Origin of the sequence: Acetobacterium wieringae (genome assembly GCF_026646375.1) — a bacterium.
Taxonomy (GTDB): Bacteria; Bacillota; Clostridia; order Eubacteriales; family Eubacteriaceae; genus Acetobacterium; species Acetobacterium wieringae_A.
Window position 1 is genome coordinate 186,058 of record NZ_JAIPPU010000001.1, and the last position, 17,871, is coordinate 203,928.

Consider the following 17,871-nt stretch of genomic DNA (forward strand, 5'->3'; position numbering starts at 1 on the left):
AATCCTCCGTTCATTTATAATTTAAATATTTTTGAATAAGTGCCTTGTGACGCATTTGTGCTGGTGACAGCACTTGCTTTGCCATATCATCCATCAGTTGTTCTTTGGACTCACCCAGGCCAATCTGACCATAAAGCATTTCTTTCAGTTCTGGCACTGCCTTAATAAATTCGCTTCCTTCTCTGGCAAGACGCTCCACTTCTGGATCATTCTCTGCCATTGTACGTAAAGCAGCTAAACGTTCCCCAAATGCCACCGCTCTCTGATAGTCATTGGGATGTTCTTTGAAATATTGCGCAATGCCGTGTAAATTCTCCTTAAACTGCTCGCCCCACTGAAAATCTTCTATGACCCCAAAGACTTTATGATGCTGTTGAATTGCTTCTGGACTTTCCCGAATTTTATAAGCCTCTTGTATGGGGTTAAGTATCTTAGTTATCTCTTGGAAAGTATCAGAGTGAAAAGTGGACTGCTCTATTGGAATAAGCGTGTCATTTAGCAACTCATCCACTTTCAACAACTGCATTTCAATTCTTGCCTTTTCTCTTATTAGCTCCTGTTTCCAAGAAGAAAGAAATTCTCTTAGATCATGCATTTCTCCTGCATCACCTAAAATTTTTTTGATTTTTGTCAAATCCAAACCAAACCCCTTTAAATGCTGAATCATACTCATCCTTGCCATCTCTTCTGCCCCATAGATACGATACCCATTTGCTGATCGCCTTGGTGTTTGTAACAGTCCGATTTTATGATAATACAAAATGGTCTTAGTTGTACATCTTGTCAGTTTTGCAAATTCTCCAATTGTTATATCGTTCATCACACTCGTCCTCCCTAAAAACATTATAAACCTCACTCTTAGGGTGAGGTCAAGAAAAATATGATGTATTCATTAAGCACATTAATAAGGTAAATTTCCACTATAACTGCTGTCGATGATAAATTCAAAAATCCTAGCGACTGACGGTAGCATCCAATTAATAATTAGCCTGTCAGAATGAAGTGCCCGGTCTGGCAAGTTGGTTTGATTGAATGTGAATACGGTTATTCATAGGTCATGTCAGTTGCTATCGGAAGGAATGCCAAGAATACAAGGTCTAGGTATCCTAGCATTATGGTATTTTACGGATTAAGTTATAGATGTAGCAGATGCGTGTTAAGAGATTTAGTTGTATAAAAACGGCTAATTTTGAAGCGGTTTTTGATTTTGAGTATGACCTTCTCCGCCACCAAGAACTACGCATCAAATGATGTTAGATAGAACCTGTTACGTTATGTAGCGGTTTTTTTTATTGGAAAAAAGAAATGCTATTCTTACTTTTAGCGATTATCTGGAATTTTGTTCGATGTGACGATATAATTAAGAATAAAACAATATGAGGTATGATTTATGAAAAAGAAATTGGCAGTGCTACTGGTGTTATGTATGGTTGTCACACTCGCGGCTTGCAGTACTCAAACCAAAGAAAAGTCAGCGAATGAAAAAAGTGATATTTATGTTGGTTACACAACCGATACCGATCAATTCATTGATGTCCCGAATCTCCGCCAATATGGCGATTATACCTGCGGTACCACCTGTGTGCAGATGCTGATGAATTATCTATATCCACAGATTGGGGATAAGAATCTGTCAACCTACGAACATGATCTGGGAACCACGCCTGAGAATGGTACGACGCCTCAGCAGATTTACAATTATTTTAAATCCCAAGGGGTTAATGTTGAGAAAAAAGAAAATATTTCAATTGAAGAACTGGTTTCATTGATTGATGCTGGCGATCCGGTGATGATGTGTATTCAAGCCTGGAGTGATAAATATAACACAACCGATCCCAATGCATCAGACCACGCCTATCTTGCCGATGGTCACTGGGTGATTTGTGTAGGCTATCAAAAGACAAATGATGGATATCAATTCTATTTTAATGATCCAGCCTGCGTTGGTTATTGCCTGATGTCTCAGAGTGATCTCGAAAACCGTTGGATTGACATGGATTGAACAGGTACGATCTACACGCGCTTTGGCTTAGTCATAAAGGGTGCATCTGAATTTAATAATGATGGGGTGTTCTATCTAAATTAAATGATCTTTTTGTCAATAAACTGATTTATAGGATTATTTTGATAGCTGTCATGCAGTATTGTTTATCCAGTCATGTTTGGTGTCATTGATCAATTGCTTTTTGAAGGTGATGTATATTGCGAACTGTTTAAAATCGATGGAAATGGCTATATGAGTTATGACAGAAAATGGAGGTAGAAAGCATATTATATGGAATTAACCCAAATTAAGTGATAACCACATCCCAGACACTGCGCCGATAGAAAGTAGGTTTTATCAAAAAAGACAGAGATAAGGACGTGAAGATGAAAAAGAAAATTATTAAAACAGCAGTTTTATTTATCAGTATCGTAACATTTATTGCACTTTTCGCAATGGTGTTCGGGAGTGCGAATCTTGTCATTGCAATTAGTACCGTCTTTGCAATACTGATATACTTGTCGAAAAATATGACTGCGAATCCGATAGAAAATCTTATAAGATTGGTAACATTTAATGTTGTCATGGGCATTGTTGCATATATTTCTTCGATTAATATTTTTTTGGCCATTCCGATTGATTTTTTAAGTCTGTTCATGATTGCAAGCGCACTAAGCTACACCATTAGTTCACCAATGTCTACCCCGTTTAGCTTACAGTATGTGTTTTTAATTTCATTTCCGGTTAGTTTGGAAGAAATGCCACTGCGACTGGCTGCTTTAGCAGCGAGCGCTGCTTGCATCATGTTTGTGCAATTAGTGGTAAACAAGGACAGTGTTAAAAAACAAAGTAAAATTATAATTCCAGAAATTTGCAGTGGTCTCGAAAATAAGATCAGCAATGTCAAAAATAATCTGAATGATGAATTGGTTGATTGTAAAATAAAAGCATATATCAGTCGTCTGAAACAAGTGATTTATGAATCGAGAAAGGACAACTATTATTTTAATAATGAAAGTGAAATCAAATTTAATGTTCTGATTGCTTTGGAAAATATAAATGACCTGTTAAGTCGCCTTAAAAAAGACAACGAAGCGGACGCTTTCCTTGATGAGGCAGTGGCTTTAATAAACAGTTTTAAACGATCTGTAAAAGATTGCGATGTCAATCAAACAAATCATTTAGACCCTTTGTTTGATGCCTTTTTTCAAAAATATAATCTCGATAATACAAAAGATCTAGTAATGATGAAATTGGTTTATCAGTTGCAGTGCTTAAGCGATTATTTGAATAAAATGAGGAATCTGGATCAAATCAATAAAAAAGAGATTACAAAAAATGAACTACGAACAAATAATTTTAAGTCAACAAAAAAATTTAAGGTAAAACTTTCGATCGATCCATTAAGTCGGTCGTATGCGTTTCGATTGGCCTTTGCAATTTCTATATTTGCATTTATCGTAAACTATTTTAACCTTCAACATGGCAATTGGATTCTGTTCACAATTTCTTCACTAACCTATCCGTTCTATGAAATCTCAAGGCAAAGAACGGGAAAACGGATTTTTGGCACAATAATTGGCGGAGTTATTGTTATTATACTCTTTTCGTTTTTACAACTAAGAGATGCAGGAATAATCGTGATGGTAATCACCTTATTTTTGACAATCTTCTTTATGGATAATTACACCTATTCAATGATATTTTCAACAATAACGGCAATCAGTTCGTTTGTGTTAGTGGAGAATTCAACGAATCTGAGCCTTGACAGAATTATCTATGTTATTATTGGGGGCGTGTGTGCCGTGTTATTGAGTAAACTCGTTTTACCCTATCAAGAATCTGACGCAGAAAAAGATTTGAAGAAAATGTATAATGAGATTATTGTTGGCTTTTTCAATGATATTGGAAGTGCGCAGAATTATACGGATGATTTTAAACATAAGATAATGAATTTTATGCTTTTTACCGGCATGATTGAGGATAAATTATCGGCGTTGATAAAAGTTTCAAATGCGGAAATGATCACGTCTTTTATTGGCGTCAGACATGCATTGATCCTTAATATCTATAACGAATACCGCTGGTTGCTGGCAAATAAAAACTGTATCAAAGATTATAAAAATATCTGCCAGGATATCAGCAAAAATGACAAGTATCGAAATACCGAAAATGATGAACAGTTAATTGGAGAAATAATCAGTCAATATTCATTAAAAAATAAAGTCGTCGTTTGGGAAAGTATCGAAATAATAAGATCAATGAATCAATTGGATCTGTTTAAACGGTCGAGTGGGAATTAGCGCATGTAAAATTTAAATGGTCTTTGACAAGGTCATTGTAAATTTTTTGTGAGAACCAGCAGAAAAAACGATTTTGCAAATGCTATGTTCCAGTCGGTAATAATGGGTATATAAAATACAATCATTATAGACCGCATCAAAAGGAGGAAAGAATGTTAGTTTCAAAAAAATGCCAGGAAGAACAACTGCAAAATGTTTATGCGACCCCAGTGATGGGATCAGTTGCAAGTGACGAACTAATTCCCCAATATACGCTGCCGGAAAATCCATTGGCACCGGAAGTCGCCTACCGTCTGATTAAGGATGATCTGATCGATGAAGGCAATGCCAGACAGAATTTGGCGACATTTTGTCAGTCCTACATGGAACCGGAAGCGGTGAACCTAATGGCCGAAACGCTGGAAAAAAACGCCATCGACAAATCGGAATACCCCCAAACCGCCGATCTGGAGAATCGTTGTGTCAATATTATTGCCGATCTGTGGCATGCCGCAGATCAGGATGATTTTATCGGAACATCAACGGTGGGCTCATCGGAGGCCTGCATGCTTGGTGGGATGGCCCTGAAGTTTGCCTGGCGCAAGCGGGCAGCAGAAAAAGGGGTGGATATTCTGACTCGGAAGCCGAATCTGGTTATTTCTTCAGGTTACCAGGTTTGCTGGGAAAAATTTTGTGTTTATTGGGATATTGAAATGCGCTTGGTGCCCCTGGATAAAAATCATATGAGCCTTAATCTGGATCGCGTGTTAGAATTCGTCGATGATTATACAATTGGTGTTGTCGCTATTATGGGGATTACCTATACCGGTAAATATGATGATGTAGAAGGTTTGAATAACCTTCTGGAGGAATACAACAACAGTCATGATCTCCCTGTTTATATTCATGTTGACGGGGCATCGGGGGGGATGTTTGCGCCATTTATCTATCCCGATTTAGAGTGGGATTTTAGACTCAAAAATGTTGTTTCAATTAATACCTCGGGGCACAAATATGGCCTGGTTTATCCCGGAGTCGGTTGGATTTTATGGAAGGACAAAAAATACTTGCCGGCAGAGTTGATTTTTAATGTCAGTTATCTGGGAGGGAGCATGCCGACAATGGCCATTAATTTTTCCCGTTCGGCCAGTCAGATCATTGGCCAGTATTATAATTTCCTGCGCTATGGGCGACAAGGGTTTATTTGTATCCATCAGCGAACCCAGAATGTCGCAGTTTATATCGCTGCCGAAATTGAGAAAATGGGTCTCTTTGAAATCTACAACGATGGGAAAAATATCCCCATTGTTTGCTGGACGCTCAAAGCGACGGTAAATAAACCATGGAGTCTGTATGACTTGGCAGATCGGGTGAGAATGAACGGATGGCAGGTTCCGGCCTACCCCTTACCGGAAAACATGGCGGATTGCATCATTCAACGGGTGGTTGTAAGGCAGGACTTTAATATGCAAATTGCAACGCAGTTTATTCATGATTTTAACCAGGCGATCAAAGAACTGGATGCGGCGAAGCTATTGATTCATGGCAAGGACACCGAGAATAAAGGACCTTCCGGTTTTATTCATTAAACTAACAAGACCCTGCCGTTTTCCCGGTAGGGTCTTGTTTCGTGTTATTGATTCATGTAGACAACCTGATTGCGACCGTTGGATTTGGCCTGATAGAGAGCTTCATCAGCCAGTTTGACAAGGTCTTCATGACGGGAATGATGATCAGGCAGCAGCGTGGCAATCCCAATGCTGACGGTAATACAATCTTTAACCACCGATCCCTCATGGGGAATGGCCAGCGCTTCAACTTTTTTTAGCAGGCGATGGGCATTAAGTAGTGCTTCTTCTTTGTCGGCTTCGGCAAGGAGGACGATAAATTCCTCGCCGCCGTAACGAACCACCATATCTGTAGGCCGGGACAAAGCGGTTCTCAGGGTATTGCCGATTTTAATCAGGGCGGTGTCTCCAGCCATATGGCCATATAAATCGTTATAGTCTTTAAAATAATCGACATCAATAAAAAGCAGTGAGATCGGACGTTTCTGTCTTAAACAGCGGTTCCATTCCATGACAATGGTTTCATCATATTTCCGGCGGTTCCACAGTTCGGTCAGTGGATCTCGGAGGGAAAGTCGCTGTAACTCATGGTTGATTAATTCCAGTTCATAATTTTGTTGTTCGATCCGGTCGTTGGAAGCGGTCAGTTCGCGGGTTCGTTGGGCCACCAATTCATCGAGATGATCATTCATTTCCGCCAGTTTTTCCCCCATGACAATGCGGTATTCCAGCGACTCGGTAAAGGTTTTGGCCAGTAACAAAGAATAAAGGATTGCAAAGATCAGTTGTCCGGTGGATGAGTTAGCATCACCCTGAAAGAATGTTTGGAGAAACGATAGCCAACTGTCGCTGATCCAGGGACTAAGGGTAATGATATCCATCAGACAGGTAGCAATTAGAAACAGACCGCCCAATATGATCAGGCCGCTGTTTTTTTCCCGGTGTAGCGCAATTTTAATCAACATGGCAAACAGATAGACAATCATCGAGACGGTCCACGTTTGATAAAGAGGATTAACAATGGCTGCAATCCAGGTTGGGGTGAAAAGAACAACGAGTGCGTAGACACCAGCAATTACCTGCGTTGATCGGACGATGAGCTGATTGAAATACAGTGGTAAAATCGAGCGAAAAAACATCAGAATCAGTGGAACCCCCAAGTAGAAAGAAAGGGTCTGCACTTTATAAATAATTTCAAAATCTAAATCCTGAAAAAATGAGAACAGGAAAGCCTCGCCGATAAATAACGTCCGGATTGCCACCAGGACACAGAACAATCCAAAATAAAGGGGAGCACGGTCTTTTCGGCGAAAACAGAATAAAGCCAGGTGATAGATGCCCATCATCATCAGGGCACCAAAAAGGAACAATTCATAGGCCAGACCGAGGTAGCGGATAGTAAGAAGTTGGCTTTCTCCGCCCAGCAGAATGCTATTGAGCAGACCGCCACTGGGGCGGTAGAAATTGGATACTTCCAGGACAATCTCGTTTTCTCCCGACACGGCATTAAAAGCGACGACCTGGGGCTGATATTTGGGAACCATGGTTTCCCGGGTGGTGCCGATGGTACCGACGGTGGTAATCAGCTCACCATTGATAAAAAGCTTGTATGCTGTACGGACTTTGGGAATCTTCAGTGCCAGAATTTCATTGTCTGTAGCAGTAAATTTCAGACGATAGGTAGCATACCCAGATCCGGGTATTTTTTCGTCGTTGATTTGATATTTATTCCATGAGGAAGGAAAGGAGACATAAGCGCTGAGCGTACCCTGATCGACACTGGCTGGTTCCAGTAGCTGGTTCCAGTAAAAAGCCCAGTCGCCATCGAGAGCAATGATTTGATTTCTGAGATCGTATTGGGTTAAATCAAGACGACCATTTTCAGCTTTTTTCTCGATCTCAGTTGGTTGTGCGGAACAGCCCCCCAGTAAAAAAAGCATGAAAAAAATAATCGATAAGACGATGCTGCGTTTGATCATGAGGACTCCTTTCTGAGGGCCAAAACAAGAGAATTTTAATTGGCCTAAAATTCAGATGGAGACGTGATGGCCACGCCTCCAATGGTGAAGGGTTTTTCAAATTCAGATGATCAGTGGTCATGCTTTAATGCCCTGATGTATTGCGCTTAAGTCTATTTCATTATACAATGGGACAATCAATTCAGTCAAATGAGATTTTGAGTAAGATCAGGATAATTTGATTCGATCAGGATAAAATACTAAATAATGAGGAAAACAATGACAAGAGCAAATATTGAAATGAAAATCACTGAATATCCGATATTTGAATATGCGTTTTTTAGTCCATCAGAAATCAATTTCTATGAGGCGGTTCGAACCATCTGCAAGTTGGAATGTCAACAATATGGGAACTCCTGGTCCTGCCCTCCGGCAGTCGGAACCCTGGAAGAATGCAAAGCCCGATGTCTCGGCTATGAGCATGCCTTTATTTTTAGCACCATCTCGGAGGTCAGTGACATTCTCAATATGGACGAAATGCTGGCAACCCGCAGTGAACATATTGAAATCGTCGAGGCAATCAAGGATAATGTTTTTGATAGATATCAGAACAAGTTGATTCTGACAGCCGAATCCTGCGCCATCTGTGAGGACTGCGGCTATCCTGATGAGGCCTGCAAGCATCGTGACAAAATGTATCCCTGTGTTGAAAGCCATGCTATTTCGGTGACGGATATCTGTGAAAAGCACAATCTGTCATTTTTAAATGGATATAATGTAATTACCTGGTTTGGTATGATCTTTTTTTAAATAACATTAGTAGCATTAATTTGCCGATTTAGAAGGTAGTCAGTATTCCAAGAAAGTAGGTGTACGATGGATTTATCATTTTTAGGGATTGAACCCAATCCCATTACTGTTTTTACCCAAGCTGACAAAGCGATTTATTTGCAAAACCCTGAGGACATCGATGATGGGATTCGGGAGTTGGTCGATGCCATTAATGCCATTCCGGTGTTCTTTTCGATGAGCGCTTGCCAGGGCTTCCTGATTGAGGCGGTGCGGGACGATCATTGTCCGGAAACCTATGTCGACTTTTATGTGATTGATGAGCAGTACCAGCTGGCACAACTGCTGCTGGGTTCGCTGGGCAGCAAATTTAATGCCAGTATTGACTGCAAGGTTGTTTATGAAGCTGATTTTGATGTGACGGCCGATGACGAAATCGTACCGAACGGCATGGTTAAGCTGCGCCACAGCATTGAACTTTTTGAGTTACCGCCGGATTTAATGGCGAGCACCTATTTGGAAGTCGTGAACCATGTCCGCAAATTTGGAGAAGCAGTAAAGCAAACCGTCTGAAAATTATTTAAGTGTTATCAATTCACAGGTATCTGAAACGGATGAAAGCGGGGAAGAAATGATGGATAAGCAGGTCAATGCGTTATTTGAACCATTTACTATTAATAATCTGGAGCTGAAAAACCGACTGTTTATGCCGGCGTTGGGAATTGCGACAGTTGATGACAACGGTGCCTATACCAATGAGGCCATCGCTTTTTATATGCGCCGGGCCCGGGGCGGTGTAGGCCTGATTATCACCGGCGGAAATCGGATCATTGATTCAGAAGAAAAAAAGACGTTTTGTACAGCACCGACGCCATCGTTTAACCCTGCTGCGTATATTGCGGCCGGGCTTAATTTGACGCGGCAGATCCATACACAAGGAACAAAGATTTTTGTTCAGCTGGCTGCTGGTTTGGATAAAGACGAGCGGTTTGAATACAGCAGGCGGTGCAATATAATGACCAGTGCCGAAATACAGGGGCTGGTGGCGTCCTTTGCTGATGCGGCCAAAATTGTCAAAGCCGCTGGTTTTGACGGTGTCGAAATTCAGTTGGGTGGTCTGCTGGAAGATTTTACCCTGTCAGTTTACAATCAGCGCCGAGATGGCTATGGCGGTGAGCTTAAAAACCGCTTCCGGATTGTCACCGAGACTCTGACTGCGGTCAAAAACGCCTGTGGCCGGGATTATCCGGTGATCGTGCGGCTGGCCATGAAGAGTTATCTTAAACCCGGCGGCCAGCAGGCACTGCCGATGGAAGCATTTACCGAACAGGGCCGTGATTTGGAAGAAGGTTTGGCTGCAGCAGGTATTTTGGCTGGGGCCGGCTGTGATGGTTTTGATGTGATGGCGGGGGCCAGCTTGTTTGAGGATGCCAGCTACTGGAAATACCCACCGGTTTATTTTGGCAATGGAGTTTATTCGCATCTAAGTGAGGCCCTTAAAAAGGTTGTAACGGTGCCGGTATTAGTTGCCGGAAAAATGGCTGATCCGGAGCTGGCCATAAACTCGCTTGAAAACGGCCAGCTGGATATGGTGGGATTGGGTCGGCCGTTACTGGCCGATCCCGATTTGCCAAAAAAACTGGCAGACGCTCAGACCGAAGCGATCCGACCCTGTCTGGGGTGTAATGACGGCTGCCTGGCTCAGCCACTTGCCGGGTTTACTGCTTCCTGTACCGTTAATCCGGGCTGTAACCGGGAGTTGCTGGATGCGATTAACGCTTCCGAAAACCCTAAAAAAGTGGTCGTTGTCGGTGGCGGGCCGGCCGGTATGGAAGCTGCCCGGGTCAGCGCATTGCGGGGTCATCAGGTGATTTTGTTTGAAAAAAGCTATCGGCTGGGGGGGAAGCTTAAATACAGCAGCCATCGGATCTTAAAAACCGCCGATGACGAGCTGATCCGCTGGTATGAAATTCAGCTGGAAAAACTTAAGGTCGAGATCTATCTTGATGAACCGGCTACCCCGGAAAAGATCGCCACCATCAATCCCGAGATTCTTTTTATTGCCCAGGGATCAGAGGCCCGAAAGCTACAATTCCCGGGGATGGATAGCAAAAAAGTGACCAATGCCATTGATGTGATCACTGACAAAACCTATGTCGGCCCTCGTTGCCCGGCCATTGGCGGCGGTTTGGCGGGGTGTGAAGCCGCCCTTCATCTGGCGATGCATCGCCATAAGATGACGATTGTGGAAGCAGCGCCCGAAATCCTTTCGGCGGGTATTCCGCTGGCTCCAGCCAATAAACAGATGCTCAAGGATCTGCTGCTTTATTATCACAGCGAAATTATCACCAGCGCCAGCTTAAAAGCAGTAACGGAAGAGGGGGCAGTGATTGAAAAAAATGATCAGGAACGCCTGCTCCCGGCTCACCATGTGATGATTGCCGTGGGTTTTGAACCGACCGGTCACTTATTTGAAGAACTAAAGGACGACTACGCCAAAGTGTATCATCTTGGGGACAGTCAGGCGGTAAAAAATATCCGGGCCGCCATCTGGGCGGCCAATGAGGCTGCGCGATTGAGCTGATTTAATCGATCACAATAATAGAATATAAAAATTTAAGATTTTAAAAAGTTGGAATTTTTAAAAGTTTCAAAATTTTCATAAAATAAGATTAAGAGGAGGAAAATTTGACCGACAACTTGCAGAAAAAATGGGTTGTCTTTGTGTTAGCAACCCTATGCTGCCTGCTTTGGGGAAGTGCCTATCCCAGTGTGAAGATCGGCTATGTTTTATTTGACATTCAGACGACGGGAGCCCGGGTATTATTCGCCGGGTATCGTTTTACTCTGGCTGGGATGATGACTTGGCTGATAACCCGTGCATACAATAAAAAAAACGTCGTGCCAAGCGGTGCGGATTGGCGAAATATCATATCTTTAGGGGTGGTACAAACCACCCTTCAGTATGTTTTCTTCTACATTGGGCTGGCCAATACGACTGGCGTGAAGGCGTCTATCATTAATGCGACTTCCACCTTTTTTGCGATCCTTTTTGCCCATCAGATTTTAAAAAATGAAAAGATGACCCGGGCCAGAATTGTTGGCTGTCTGTTAGGAATGGCCGGGGTGATTATTATCCAGCTTAATGGTCGCCAGATTGACAGCAGTTTCGCTTTTTCGGGCGAAGGGTTTCTTTTTCTGGCCTGTATCGCATCGGCTTTCGGTGCGGTTCTGACCAGAATCTATACCCGAAAAATTGATGCCATGATCCTGACCGCTTATCAGCTAATGATTGGTGGGGGGGTATTGATTGTCGTGGGTCTGATCATGGGTGGAGCGATTACCCAAATAACTATTCCGGGGCTGTTTTTGCTGGGTTATCTTGCTGTTTTGTCAGCAACGGCTTTTGCCATCTGGACGATTCTGCTTAAACACAATCCGGTGGGAGTCGTCGCGATCTATGGTTTTATGATTCCGGTATTTGGGGTAATGCTGTCGGGGCTTTTTCTTGGTGAGGCATTTCTCAGCCTGCGGATTCTTGTTTCTCTGGCTTGCGTCAGTGTGGGGATCTGGCTGGTCAACCGGGAAGGTGGCAAGCAACAGGAAATACAATAGTACGTCATGGTTTTAGATGATAAATGATATGAACGCAATTTTTGAACTGCATCAACTTTGAGGCAGTTTTTTTTTGAGCTAGGAATAATTTGCGTAGTCATTAAGCGGGTCAAGGATAGGATTGTTTTTTAATGCTTTAAAAACAATTCGAAGTGATGTAAAGGAACTTAAAAAACAAATATTTGACACAAATGAGCGATTTGAATACATAAAAAAATTTGACAACTGCAGTTTTATGGGTTAGGATAAATTAATAACTGCGGTTAAATCAGTTTTCAATACAGAAAAGCAGGAAAATTTTGTTTGAAACAACAGATTGCGTTAGTGTGAAAACAGAGACAACGGGCTTCAGGTAAATCAGCATTTAAAGACATTGAAATTATATCCTTAGGCATTAATTTTAATTATTCCACTAGAAAAGCAATATCATAAATGATGTTGGAAGAGATAGAAACACTGGTTGGTTCTAGCAATTACGACAACAGATACGAATTGCTTTTTTTTATTAACTTTTTTTGTAAAAGTGAATCAAATCAAAACCGCGATCAAAAGAAAGAGAGGTTTTTGTAATGATACGTTTTGAAAACGTAAACAAGAAATATGGGAATTCAGTGATACTCGACGATTTAAATTTTAATATTGAAGCAGGTGAGTTTGTCGTATTGATTGGTCCGAGTGGTTGTGGAAAGACAACAACGCTAAAGTCGATCAATCGGCTAATAAAGCCAGATCAGGGAAAGATATTTGTAAATGGACAGGAGATCTCTCAAGTCAACCCCGTTAAACTTCGACGAAAGATCGGCTACGTCATCCAGCAAATTGGTTTGTTCCCAAACATGACAATTGAACAGAATATTGGTGTTGTGCCGAAACGACTGAAATATGACAAAAAAGAGATTCAAAAAATCACCCGTGATCTGATGGAAATGGTCGACATGTCATATGAGGAATATGCCCATAAATATCCTTCCGAGCTTTCCGGTGGTCAGCAGCAGCGGATTGGTGTGCTAAGGGCCTTAGCGGCATCACCGCCAATTGTCTTGATGGACGAACCCTTTGGCGCGCTGGATCCGATGACGCGCGCGACGCTTCAGAAAGAGATTGCCAACCTGCATAAAAAACTCAAAAAAACGATTGTTTTTGTAACCCATGATATGAACGAGGCTCTTGATCTGGCGGATAAGATTGTTTTTATGGAACATGGAAAAATTGTTCAAATGGCGACACCAGAGGAGATGCTGGCAAATCCGGCGAGTCCGTTGATTCGTGACTTTATGCGAAAATCGGCACTGGCAGCGGATACCTTAAATCTCACGGCCGCCGATTTTTTGAGTGCGAATGTCATCAGTGTTCAGAAAAAAAAGAGTATCCGTGAATGTACGGATTTAATGGCCCGGCATCATATCGATTCACTCGTCATCAAGAATGAAGATCAGACGTATGCTGGTGTCGTAACCATTAAGGATATCAAAAAGCATGGGAAGTCTTCTGGGGTAATCGGGGAGATTGAACCGTATCAGAATATCACATCCGACATTTTGGAAAATGCCAAGGACTCGTTTGATAAACTTTATAGTTCAGGTGACAATTATGTGGTTGTTCTGAATAATGACCAAACCATTGCAGGCATCATCACGAAAACCAGTATGGCAACAGCCATGGCTGATACCTTGTGGGGTGACATGCAATGAGTTTTTTTGAAACATATGGTGATCGCTTGATCACTGCTTTCCAAATTCATTTATTTTACGTCCTCACTTCAGTGGTGATCGGCTTTGTAATCGCATTACTACTGGGGATTCTGCTGTCTCGTGTTCCTCAATACGCAAAGGTTGTTATGCCGTTGCTTTCAGTATTTCAGACAATTCCTGGAATTGTGTTTATTGGAATCCTTTTTCTATACCTCGGGATGATTCCCGCAACGGTAATTTCTGCGTTGGCAGTTTATGCCATCTTTCCGATTCTAAAAAATACCTATACTGGTCTCCTTGATGTAAAAAAAGAATACATCGAAGCAGCCAAAGGATGTGGGATGACCCCGCTTCAGACTCTGATCGAAGTGGAACTGCCGCTCGCTTCGCCTTCGATTATTACCGGATTAAGGATGTCAACCATTTATACCGTCAGTTGGGCGGTACTAGCAGCGATGATTGGACTGGGGGGATTGGGCGAATTTATCTATATCGGCATTGCCTCGAATAATGATCAGCTGATTCTGGCAGGCGCGATTCCATCCGCAATTATGGCGATTATCCTCAGTTTACTGATTGATGTGCTGCGGCGAGCAGTTGTACCTAAAGGAATAAGGAGTGTGAAATAATGGATGCATCAATTGTTCTGGAACATCTTTATCTGGTCGCTATGACAGTGATCTTCTCAGTGATTGTTGGCTTACCAATCGGTGTTTTGGCATATTTAAAACCGTCGGTGCGAAAAATAGTATTATGGTCGGTTGAACTATTGCAAACAATCCCTGCGCTGGCACTGTTGGGACTGATTATTATTGCTCTGGGCCCGGGAAAAATGACCGTGATTACCGGTTTGGTTTTGTATTCGCTGTTGCCGATTGTTCATAATACCTTTGTTGGTTTGGAAAGTGTTGACAGCGGGATTAAGGAGGCTGGAAAAGGAATGGGATTGACTCAACTTGATCGACTGATATCAGTCGAAATACCCCTGGCTTTTCCGATGATTTTTACGGGGATCCGGATTGCGACGGTGACGACGGTTGGGGTCGCTGTTTTTGCAACTTCAGTTGGAGGAGGTGGTTTGGGCAAAGTAATTTACCAGGGAATTCGAACACAGAATATGAATTTAATCGTCTCAGGGACTGTGTCACTGATGATCATGGCGGTATTATTTGATGTGTTGATGATCTGGATTAATCGCCGCTTGGCGAAAGGAACTCGCAATCAAGCATTTTAGAGAAGGTCTTTTTTATGCTGCATATTGTCAGAAGTGGAAAGAAAAATAAGTTTTTAGAAATGAAAGGAAAAGAAAAATGAAAAAGATAATGAGTTTACTGATCGTTTTACTGCTGACTATGACCGTTGCCGGTTGTAGTTCGGGAAAAGAAGAGGCATCTATTATTATTTATGATGGTACGTTTTCAGAAATGCGAATTATTAATCAGATGGTAAAAATGGTTGTTGAAGATCATACGGATGCAACGGTTGATATTCGCGATGAAATGGATGAGGTCAATACATTTAAGGAAATGGTTGCTGGCAACGTGGATATTTTGAATTCGTATGATGGAACGCTGCTGACAACCTATCTCAAGCTGGATACAACCGACATTCCGGAAGGGATGACCTTATACGACTATGCCAATCAAGTGGCATCCAACGAAAAAGGTGTCCATATGCTGGATAAATTAGGATCTGAAAATACTTATGCGATCGGGGTACTTCCGGAAACGGCGCAAAAGTATAATTTAAAAACGATTTCTGATCTGTCGGCTGTATCCGATCAGCTTGTATTTGGTGCTGAACACGGCTTTTATACCGAAGAAGGAAGTATGAAGTATGGTCCTTTTACCGAATTTTACGGTCTGAACTTCAAAGAGAACAAACCCCTCGATATGGCATTGAAGTATTCAGCAATTGAAAGTGGTAATATTGATGTTACCATTGTTTACACAACCGATGGGATGAACAAAAAAGCAGGGTTGGTTGTTTTAGAAGATGATCGCAGCTTTTTCCCGGAATATAATGACGCTTTGCTCGTCAGAAATGATTTGTTTGAACGTTACAGTGAAATCGCGCCTGATCTGGAAGCGGTATTAAACACTTTGGGAGGACAGTTTACCAATGAAATGATGACAGATCTGACTTATGAAGTAGATGTAAATGGAAGAACACCAGAAGATGTTGCCCATGAATTTTTACTGAGTAAGGGTTTGATCTCAGAATAGTCTGAAGAATTGACGTTTACAAAAGTAATCCTGGTGAGCGATTACTTAATAATAATAACAGAAAACCTTTGATTGAAATGTTTACTGATCCTACGATACTGTGAAAAATAGATTAACGATTGGTCGGCATGGTACATTTATCGAAAAAGAGATCTTAAAACCTCGCAAAGAACCCGATTTTCATGTTGAAAACCGGGTTCTTTGACAGTCTGAACCTCACAAGAGGTTCTTTTGTTATATAGCGAATCGGCAAAGCTGATCACATAAAATGCATTGGACAAATCGCAAATTCGATGCACTTTTATGGGTGGTTCGATCAGATGGCCAATCCCATAAAGAGGAAATCTATAATAAATAAATTATTATATTCAAAGATAAAATATCTGTTTATTGATCGCTTTGGGATAAACGTGAACCTTGATGACCCGTCCAAACGTTTGACTATCATAATCTAAATCTAAATTCGGGAGTTCCTTTGAAAACCATTTGGGAACATGTTTACAGATGATCTCCAGTCGTTTGAATTCATTTTCTTTAAAAAATGGTATGAGCACCTGTTTGGAGCTATAGGATGTTTTGCCGGACATAACATCTTTTAAATCGATGTAAAAATAACCTGATCCGCCTTGAAACAGATGGCTGTGGGTACTTTAAGAAAATTCTCGCTCACGGTCAACCTTACGGCTGTTGCAGATGATTCTGCCAAGACAGACGCCACTTTGTTTGGCGTATTTGACCAGACCTTTGCAGATATTATTAGCGGCATAGATGGACATCATTTCGCCGGAAGCGACGATATACACTTCCTCGGTTTTACCATCACGAATTGGCATGGCGAAACCGCCATAGACAACATCGCCAAGGACATCGAAGAAAACAAAATCCAGATCATTGGTGTAGGCACCGTTGACTTCCATCAGATCAATGGCGGTAATAACACCACGGCCGGCACAGCCGACACCGGGTTCCGGTCCCCCAAATTCCACACATTTGATGCCTAAAAAACCATCACGGATAACCTTGGCATTGGTAACTTTCTGAGCGCCTTGCTCACTTAATACATCCATCAGGGTTTCCTGCGGTTTGCCACCAAGAATGACTCGGGTGGAATCCGCCTTTGGATCACATCCGTGAATAAATACTTTTTTGTCGTAAAAATGCGCCATGGCAGCGGCGGTGTTTTGTTATTCGGTGAAGGATTGGGCGTTTTGACTACAAATAATAACGTGAGTCACATTTAGTTCGTTAGGTGGAAAAATATATGGAATTAAATGGTGAAGCATCAATAGTTCTGTTTGTTATTATTTTTAGTTCATTTTAGTAATGTTTGGTTGCTTTTGATGTTGATATGTATTCTAATACGTCAAAAATGAAATGTCAATACGTTTTCCACAAATAATTCAGTAGGTCGTTTACAGGTTTATTAAACGTTTGTCACATTTAACACATTCACTGTTGCCGCCGGACAAAAAAATGATGGGGGCAAATTGTGGAAAAGGATTTATTAAGTGCACAAGAAGTTGCCGATATTCTAAAAATTGCCAGAAATACCGTTTATGGGCTTATCAAACGAGGTGAATTATCGTCTTCTAAAGTTGGGAAACAGGTCAGAATATCACGGGATGAGGTTGAACGGCCAGATGGTGGTATTGCGACCAAGCTTTAGCGACTGTTTCAGGGCTGTCAAAGCGCGTTGGCTGATACGAAGGCGCAATCAGGTAAATTCAGCTTCGCTTATAGTTCTATTGGATAGTTCTTT

Annotated in this window: 15 protein-coding genes and 1 pseudogene; 12 read left to right on the forward strand and 4 right to left on the reverse strand. The window is 41.7% G+C overall.

The window, feature by feature from the left end:
* Positions 1-10 precede the first annotated feature (10 nt).
* Positions 11-820 carry a MerR family transcriptional regulator gene (locus Q7P33_RS00865; protein ID WP_303866414.1) on the reverse strand — a complete coding sequence of 270 codons (810 nt, stop codon included), beginning with the start codon at positions 818-820 and terminating at the stop codon, positions 11-13.
* A gap of 570 nt (positions 821-1,390) precedes the next feature.
* Here Q7P33_RS00865 and Q7P33_RS00870 point away from each other — a divergent pair.
* The 3 genes from Q7P33_RS00870 to Q7P33_RS00880 all read left to right on the forward strand — a co-directional run bounded on the left by Q7P33_RS00870 (position 1,391) and on the right by Q7P33_RS00880 (position 5,855).
* Entirely contained in the window at positions 1,391-2,002 is a 612-nt protein-coding gene (locus tag Q7P33_RS00870) for a C39 family peptidase (protein WP_303866416.1), read from the forward strand.
* Positions 2,003-2,370: 368 nt separating this feature from the next.
* Positions 2,371-4,287, forward strand: coding sequence for an FUSC family protein (locus Q7P33_RS00875; protein WP_303866419.1), 1,917 nt, complete (start codon positions 2,371-2,373; stop codon positions 4,285-4,287).
* Positions 4,288-4,439: 152 nt separating this feature from the next.
* Positions 4,440-5,855, forward strand: coding sequence for a glutamate decarboxylase (locus Q7P33_RS00880; protein WP_303866422.1), 1,416 nt, complete (start codon positions 4,440-4,442; stop codon positions 5,853-5,855).
* Between the two features lie 44 nt (positions 5,856-5,899).
* Here Q7P33_RS00880 and Q7P33_RS00885 read toward each other — a convergent pair whose 3' ends face one another.
* Complete coding sequence (locus tag Q7P33_RS00885; RefSeq protein ID WP_303866424.1) at positions 5,900-7,813, reverse strand: diguanylate cyclase; 1,914 nt, start codon at positions 7,811-7,813, stop codon at positions 5,900-5,902.
* 258 nt (positions 7,814-8,071) lie between these two features.
* Between Q7P33_RS00885 and Q7P33_RS00890 the strand changes: the two genes are divergently transcribed.
* The 8 genes from Q7P33_RS00890 (at position 8,072) to Q7P33_RS00925 (ending at position 16,112) form a co-directional block, all read left to right on the forward strand.
* Entirely contained in the window at positions 8,072-8,602 is a 531-nt protein-coding gene (locus Q7P33_RS00890) for a DUF2284 domain-containing protein (RefSeq protein ID WP_303866427.1), read from the forward strand.
* Between the two features lie 66 nt (positions 8,603-8,668).
* Positions 8,669-9,154 carry a hypothetical protein gene (locus Q7P33_RS00895; protein ID WP_303866429.1) on the forward strand — a complete coding sequence of 162 codons (486 nt, stop codon included), beginning with the start codon at positions 8,669-8,671 and terminating at the stop codon, positions 9,152-9,154.
* 58 nt (positions 9,155-9,212) lie between these two features.
* The gene (locus Q7P33_RS00900) at positions 9,213-11,165 is read left to right on the forward strand and encodes an FAD-dependent oxidoreductase (protein WP_303866431.1); all 1,953 of its coding nucleotides are present in this window, start codon (positions 9,213-9,215) and stop codon (positions 11,163-11,165) included.
* 104 nt (positions 11,166-11,269) lie between these two features.
* A complete protein-coding gene (locus tag Q7P33_RS00905; protein ID WP_303866433.1) occupies positions 11,270-12,196 on the forward strand; it encodes a DMT family transporter in 927 nt (308 codons plus the stop codon).
* Positions 12,197-12,765: 569 nt separating this feature from the next.
* The gene (locus Q7P33_RS00910) at positions 12,766-13,887 is read left to right on the forward strand and encodes an ABC transporter ATP-binding protein (protein WP_303866436.1); all 1,122 of its coding nucleotides are present in this window, start codon (positions 12,766-12,768) and stop codon (positions 13,885-13,887) included.
* A complete protein-coding gene (locus tag Q7P33_RS00915; protein WP_303866438.1) occupies positions 13,884-14,516 on the forward strand; it encodes an ABC transporter permease in 633 nt (210 codons plus the stop codon). The genes Q7P33_RS00910 and Q7P33_RS00915 overlap by 4 nt, the downstream gene beginning before the upstream one ends.
* Positions 14,516-15,121, forward strand: a complete 606-nt coding sequence (locus tag Q7P33_RS00920; RefSeq protein ID WP_303866440.1) for an ABC transporter permease — start codon at positions 14,516-14,518, stop codon at positions 15,119-15,121. Before Q7P33_RS00915 ends, Q7P33_RS00920 begins: the two co-directional genes overlap by 1 nt.
* A 76-nt stretch (positions 15,122-15,197) precedes the next feature.
* Positions 15,198-16,112 carry a glycine betaine ABC transporter substrate-binding protein gene (locus Q7P33_RS00925; protein ID WP_303866442.1) on the forward strand — a complete coding sequence of 305 codons (915 nt, stop codon included), beginning with the start codon at positions 15,198-15,200 and terminating at the stop codon, positions 16,110-16,112.
* 368 nt (positions 16,113-16,480) lie between these two features.
* On the opposite strand, the gene Q7P33_RS00930 is transcribed toward Q7P33_RS00925, so the two are convergent.
* Both Q7P33_RS00930 and nifH read right to left on the reverse strand, forming a co-directional pair.
* The gene (locus Q7P33_RS00930) at positions 16,481-16,747 is read right to left on the reverse strand and encodes a Fe-only nitrogenase accessory AnfO family protein (RefSeq protein ID WP_303866818.1); all 267 of its coding nucleotides are present in this window, start codon (positions 16,745-16,747) and stop codon (positions 16,481-16,483) included.
* Between the two features lie 21 nt (positions 16,748-16,768).
* Positions 16,769-17,347, reverse strand: a pseudogene (gene nifH / locus Q7P33_RS00935) (nitrogenase reductase); the annotation flags it as partial.
* A gap of 254 nt (positions 17,348-17,601) precedes the next feature.
* Between nifH and Q7P33_RS00940 the strand changes: the two are divergent.
* Positions 17,602-17,778 carry a helix-turn-helix domain-containing protein gene (locus Q7P33_RS00940; RefSeq protein ID WP_369693272.1) on the forward strand — a complete coding sequence of 59 codons (177 nt, stop codon included), beginning with the start codon at positions 17,602-17,604 and terminating at the stop codon, positions 17,776-17,778.
* The last annotated feature ends 93 nt before the right edge of the window (positions 17,779-17,871 follow it).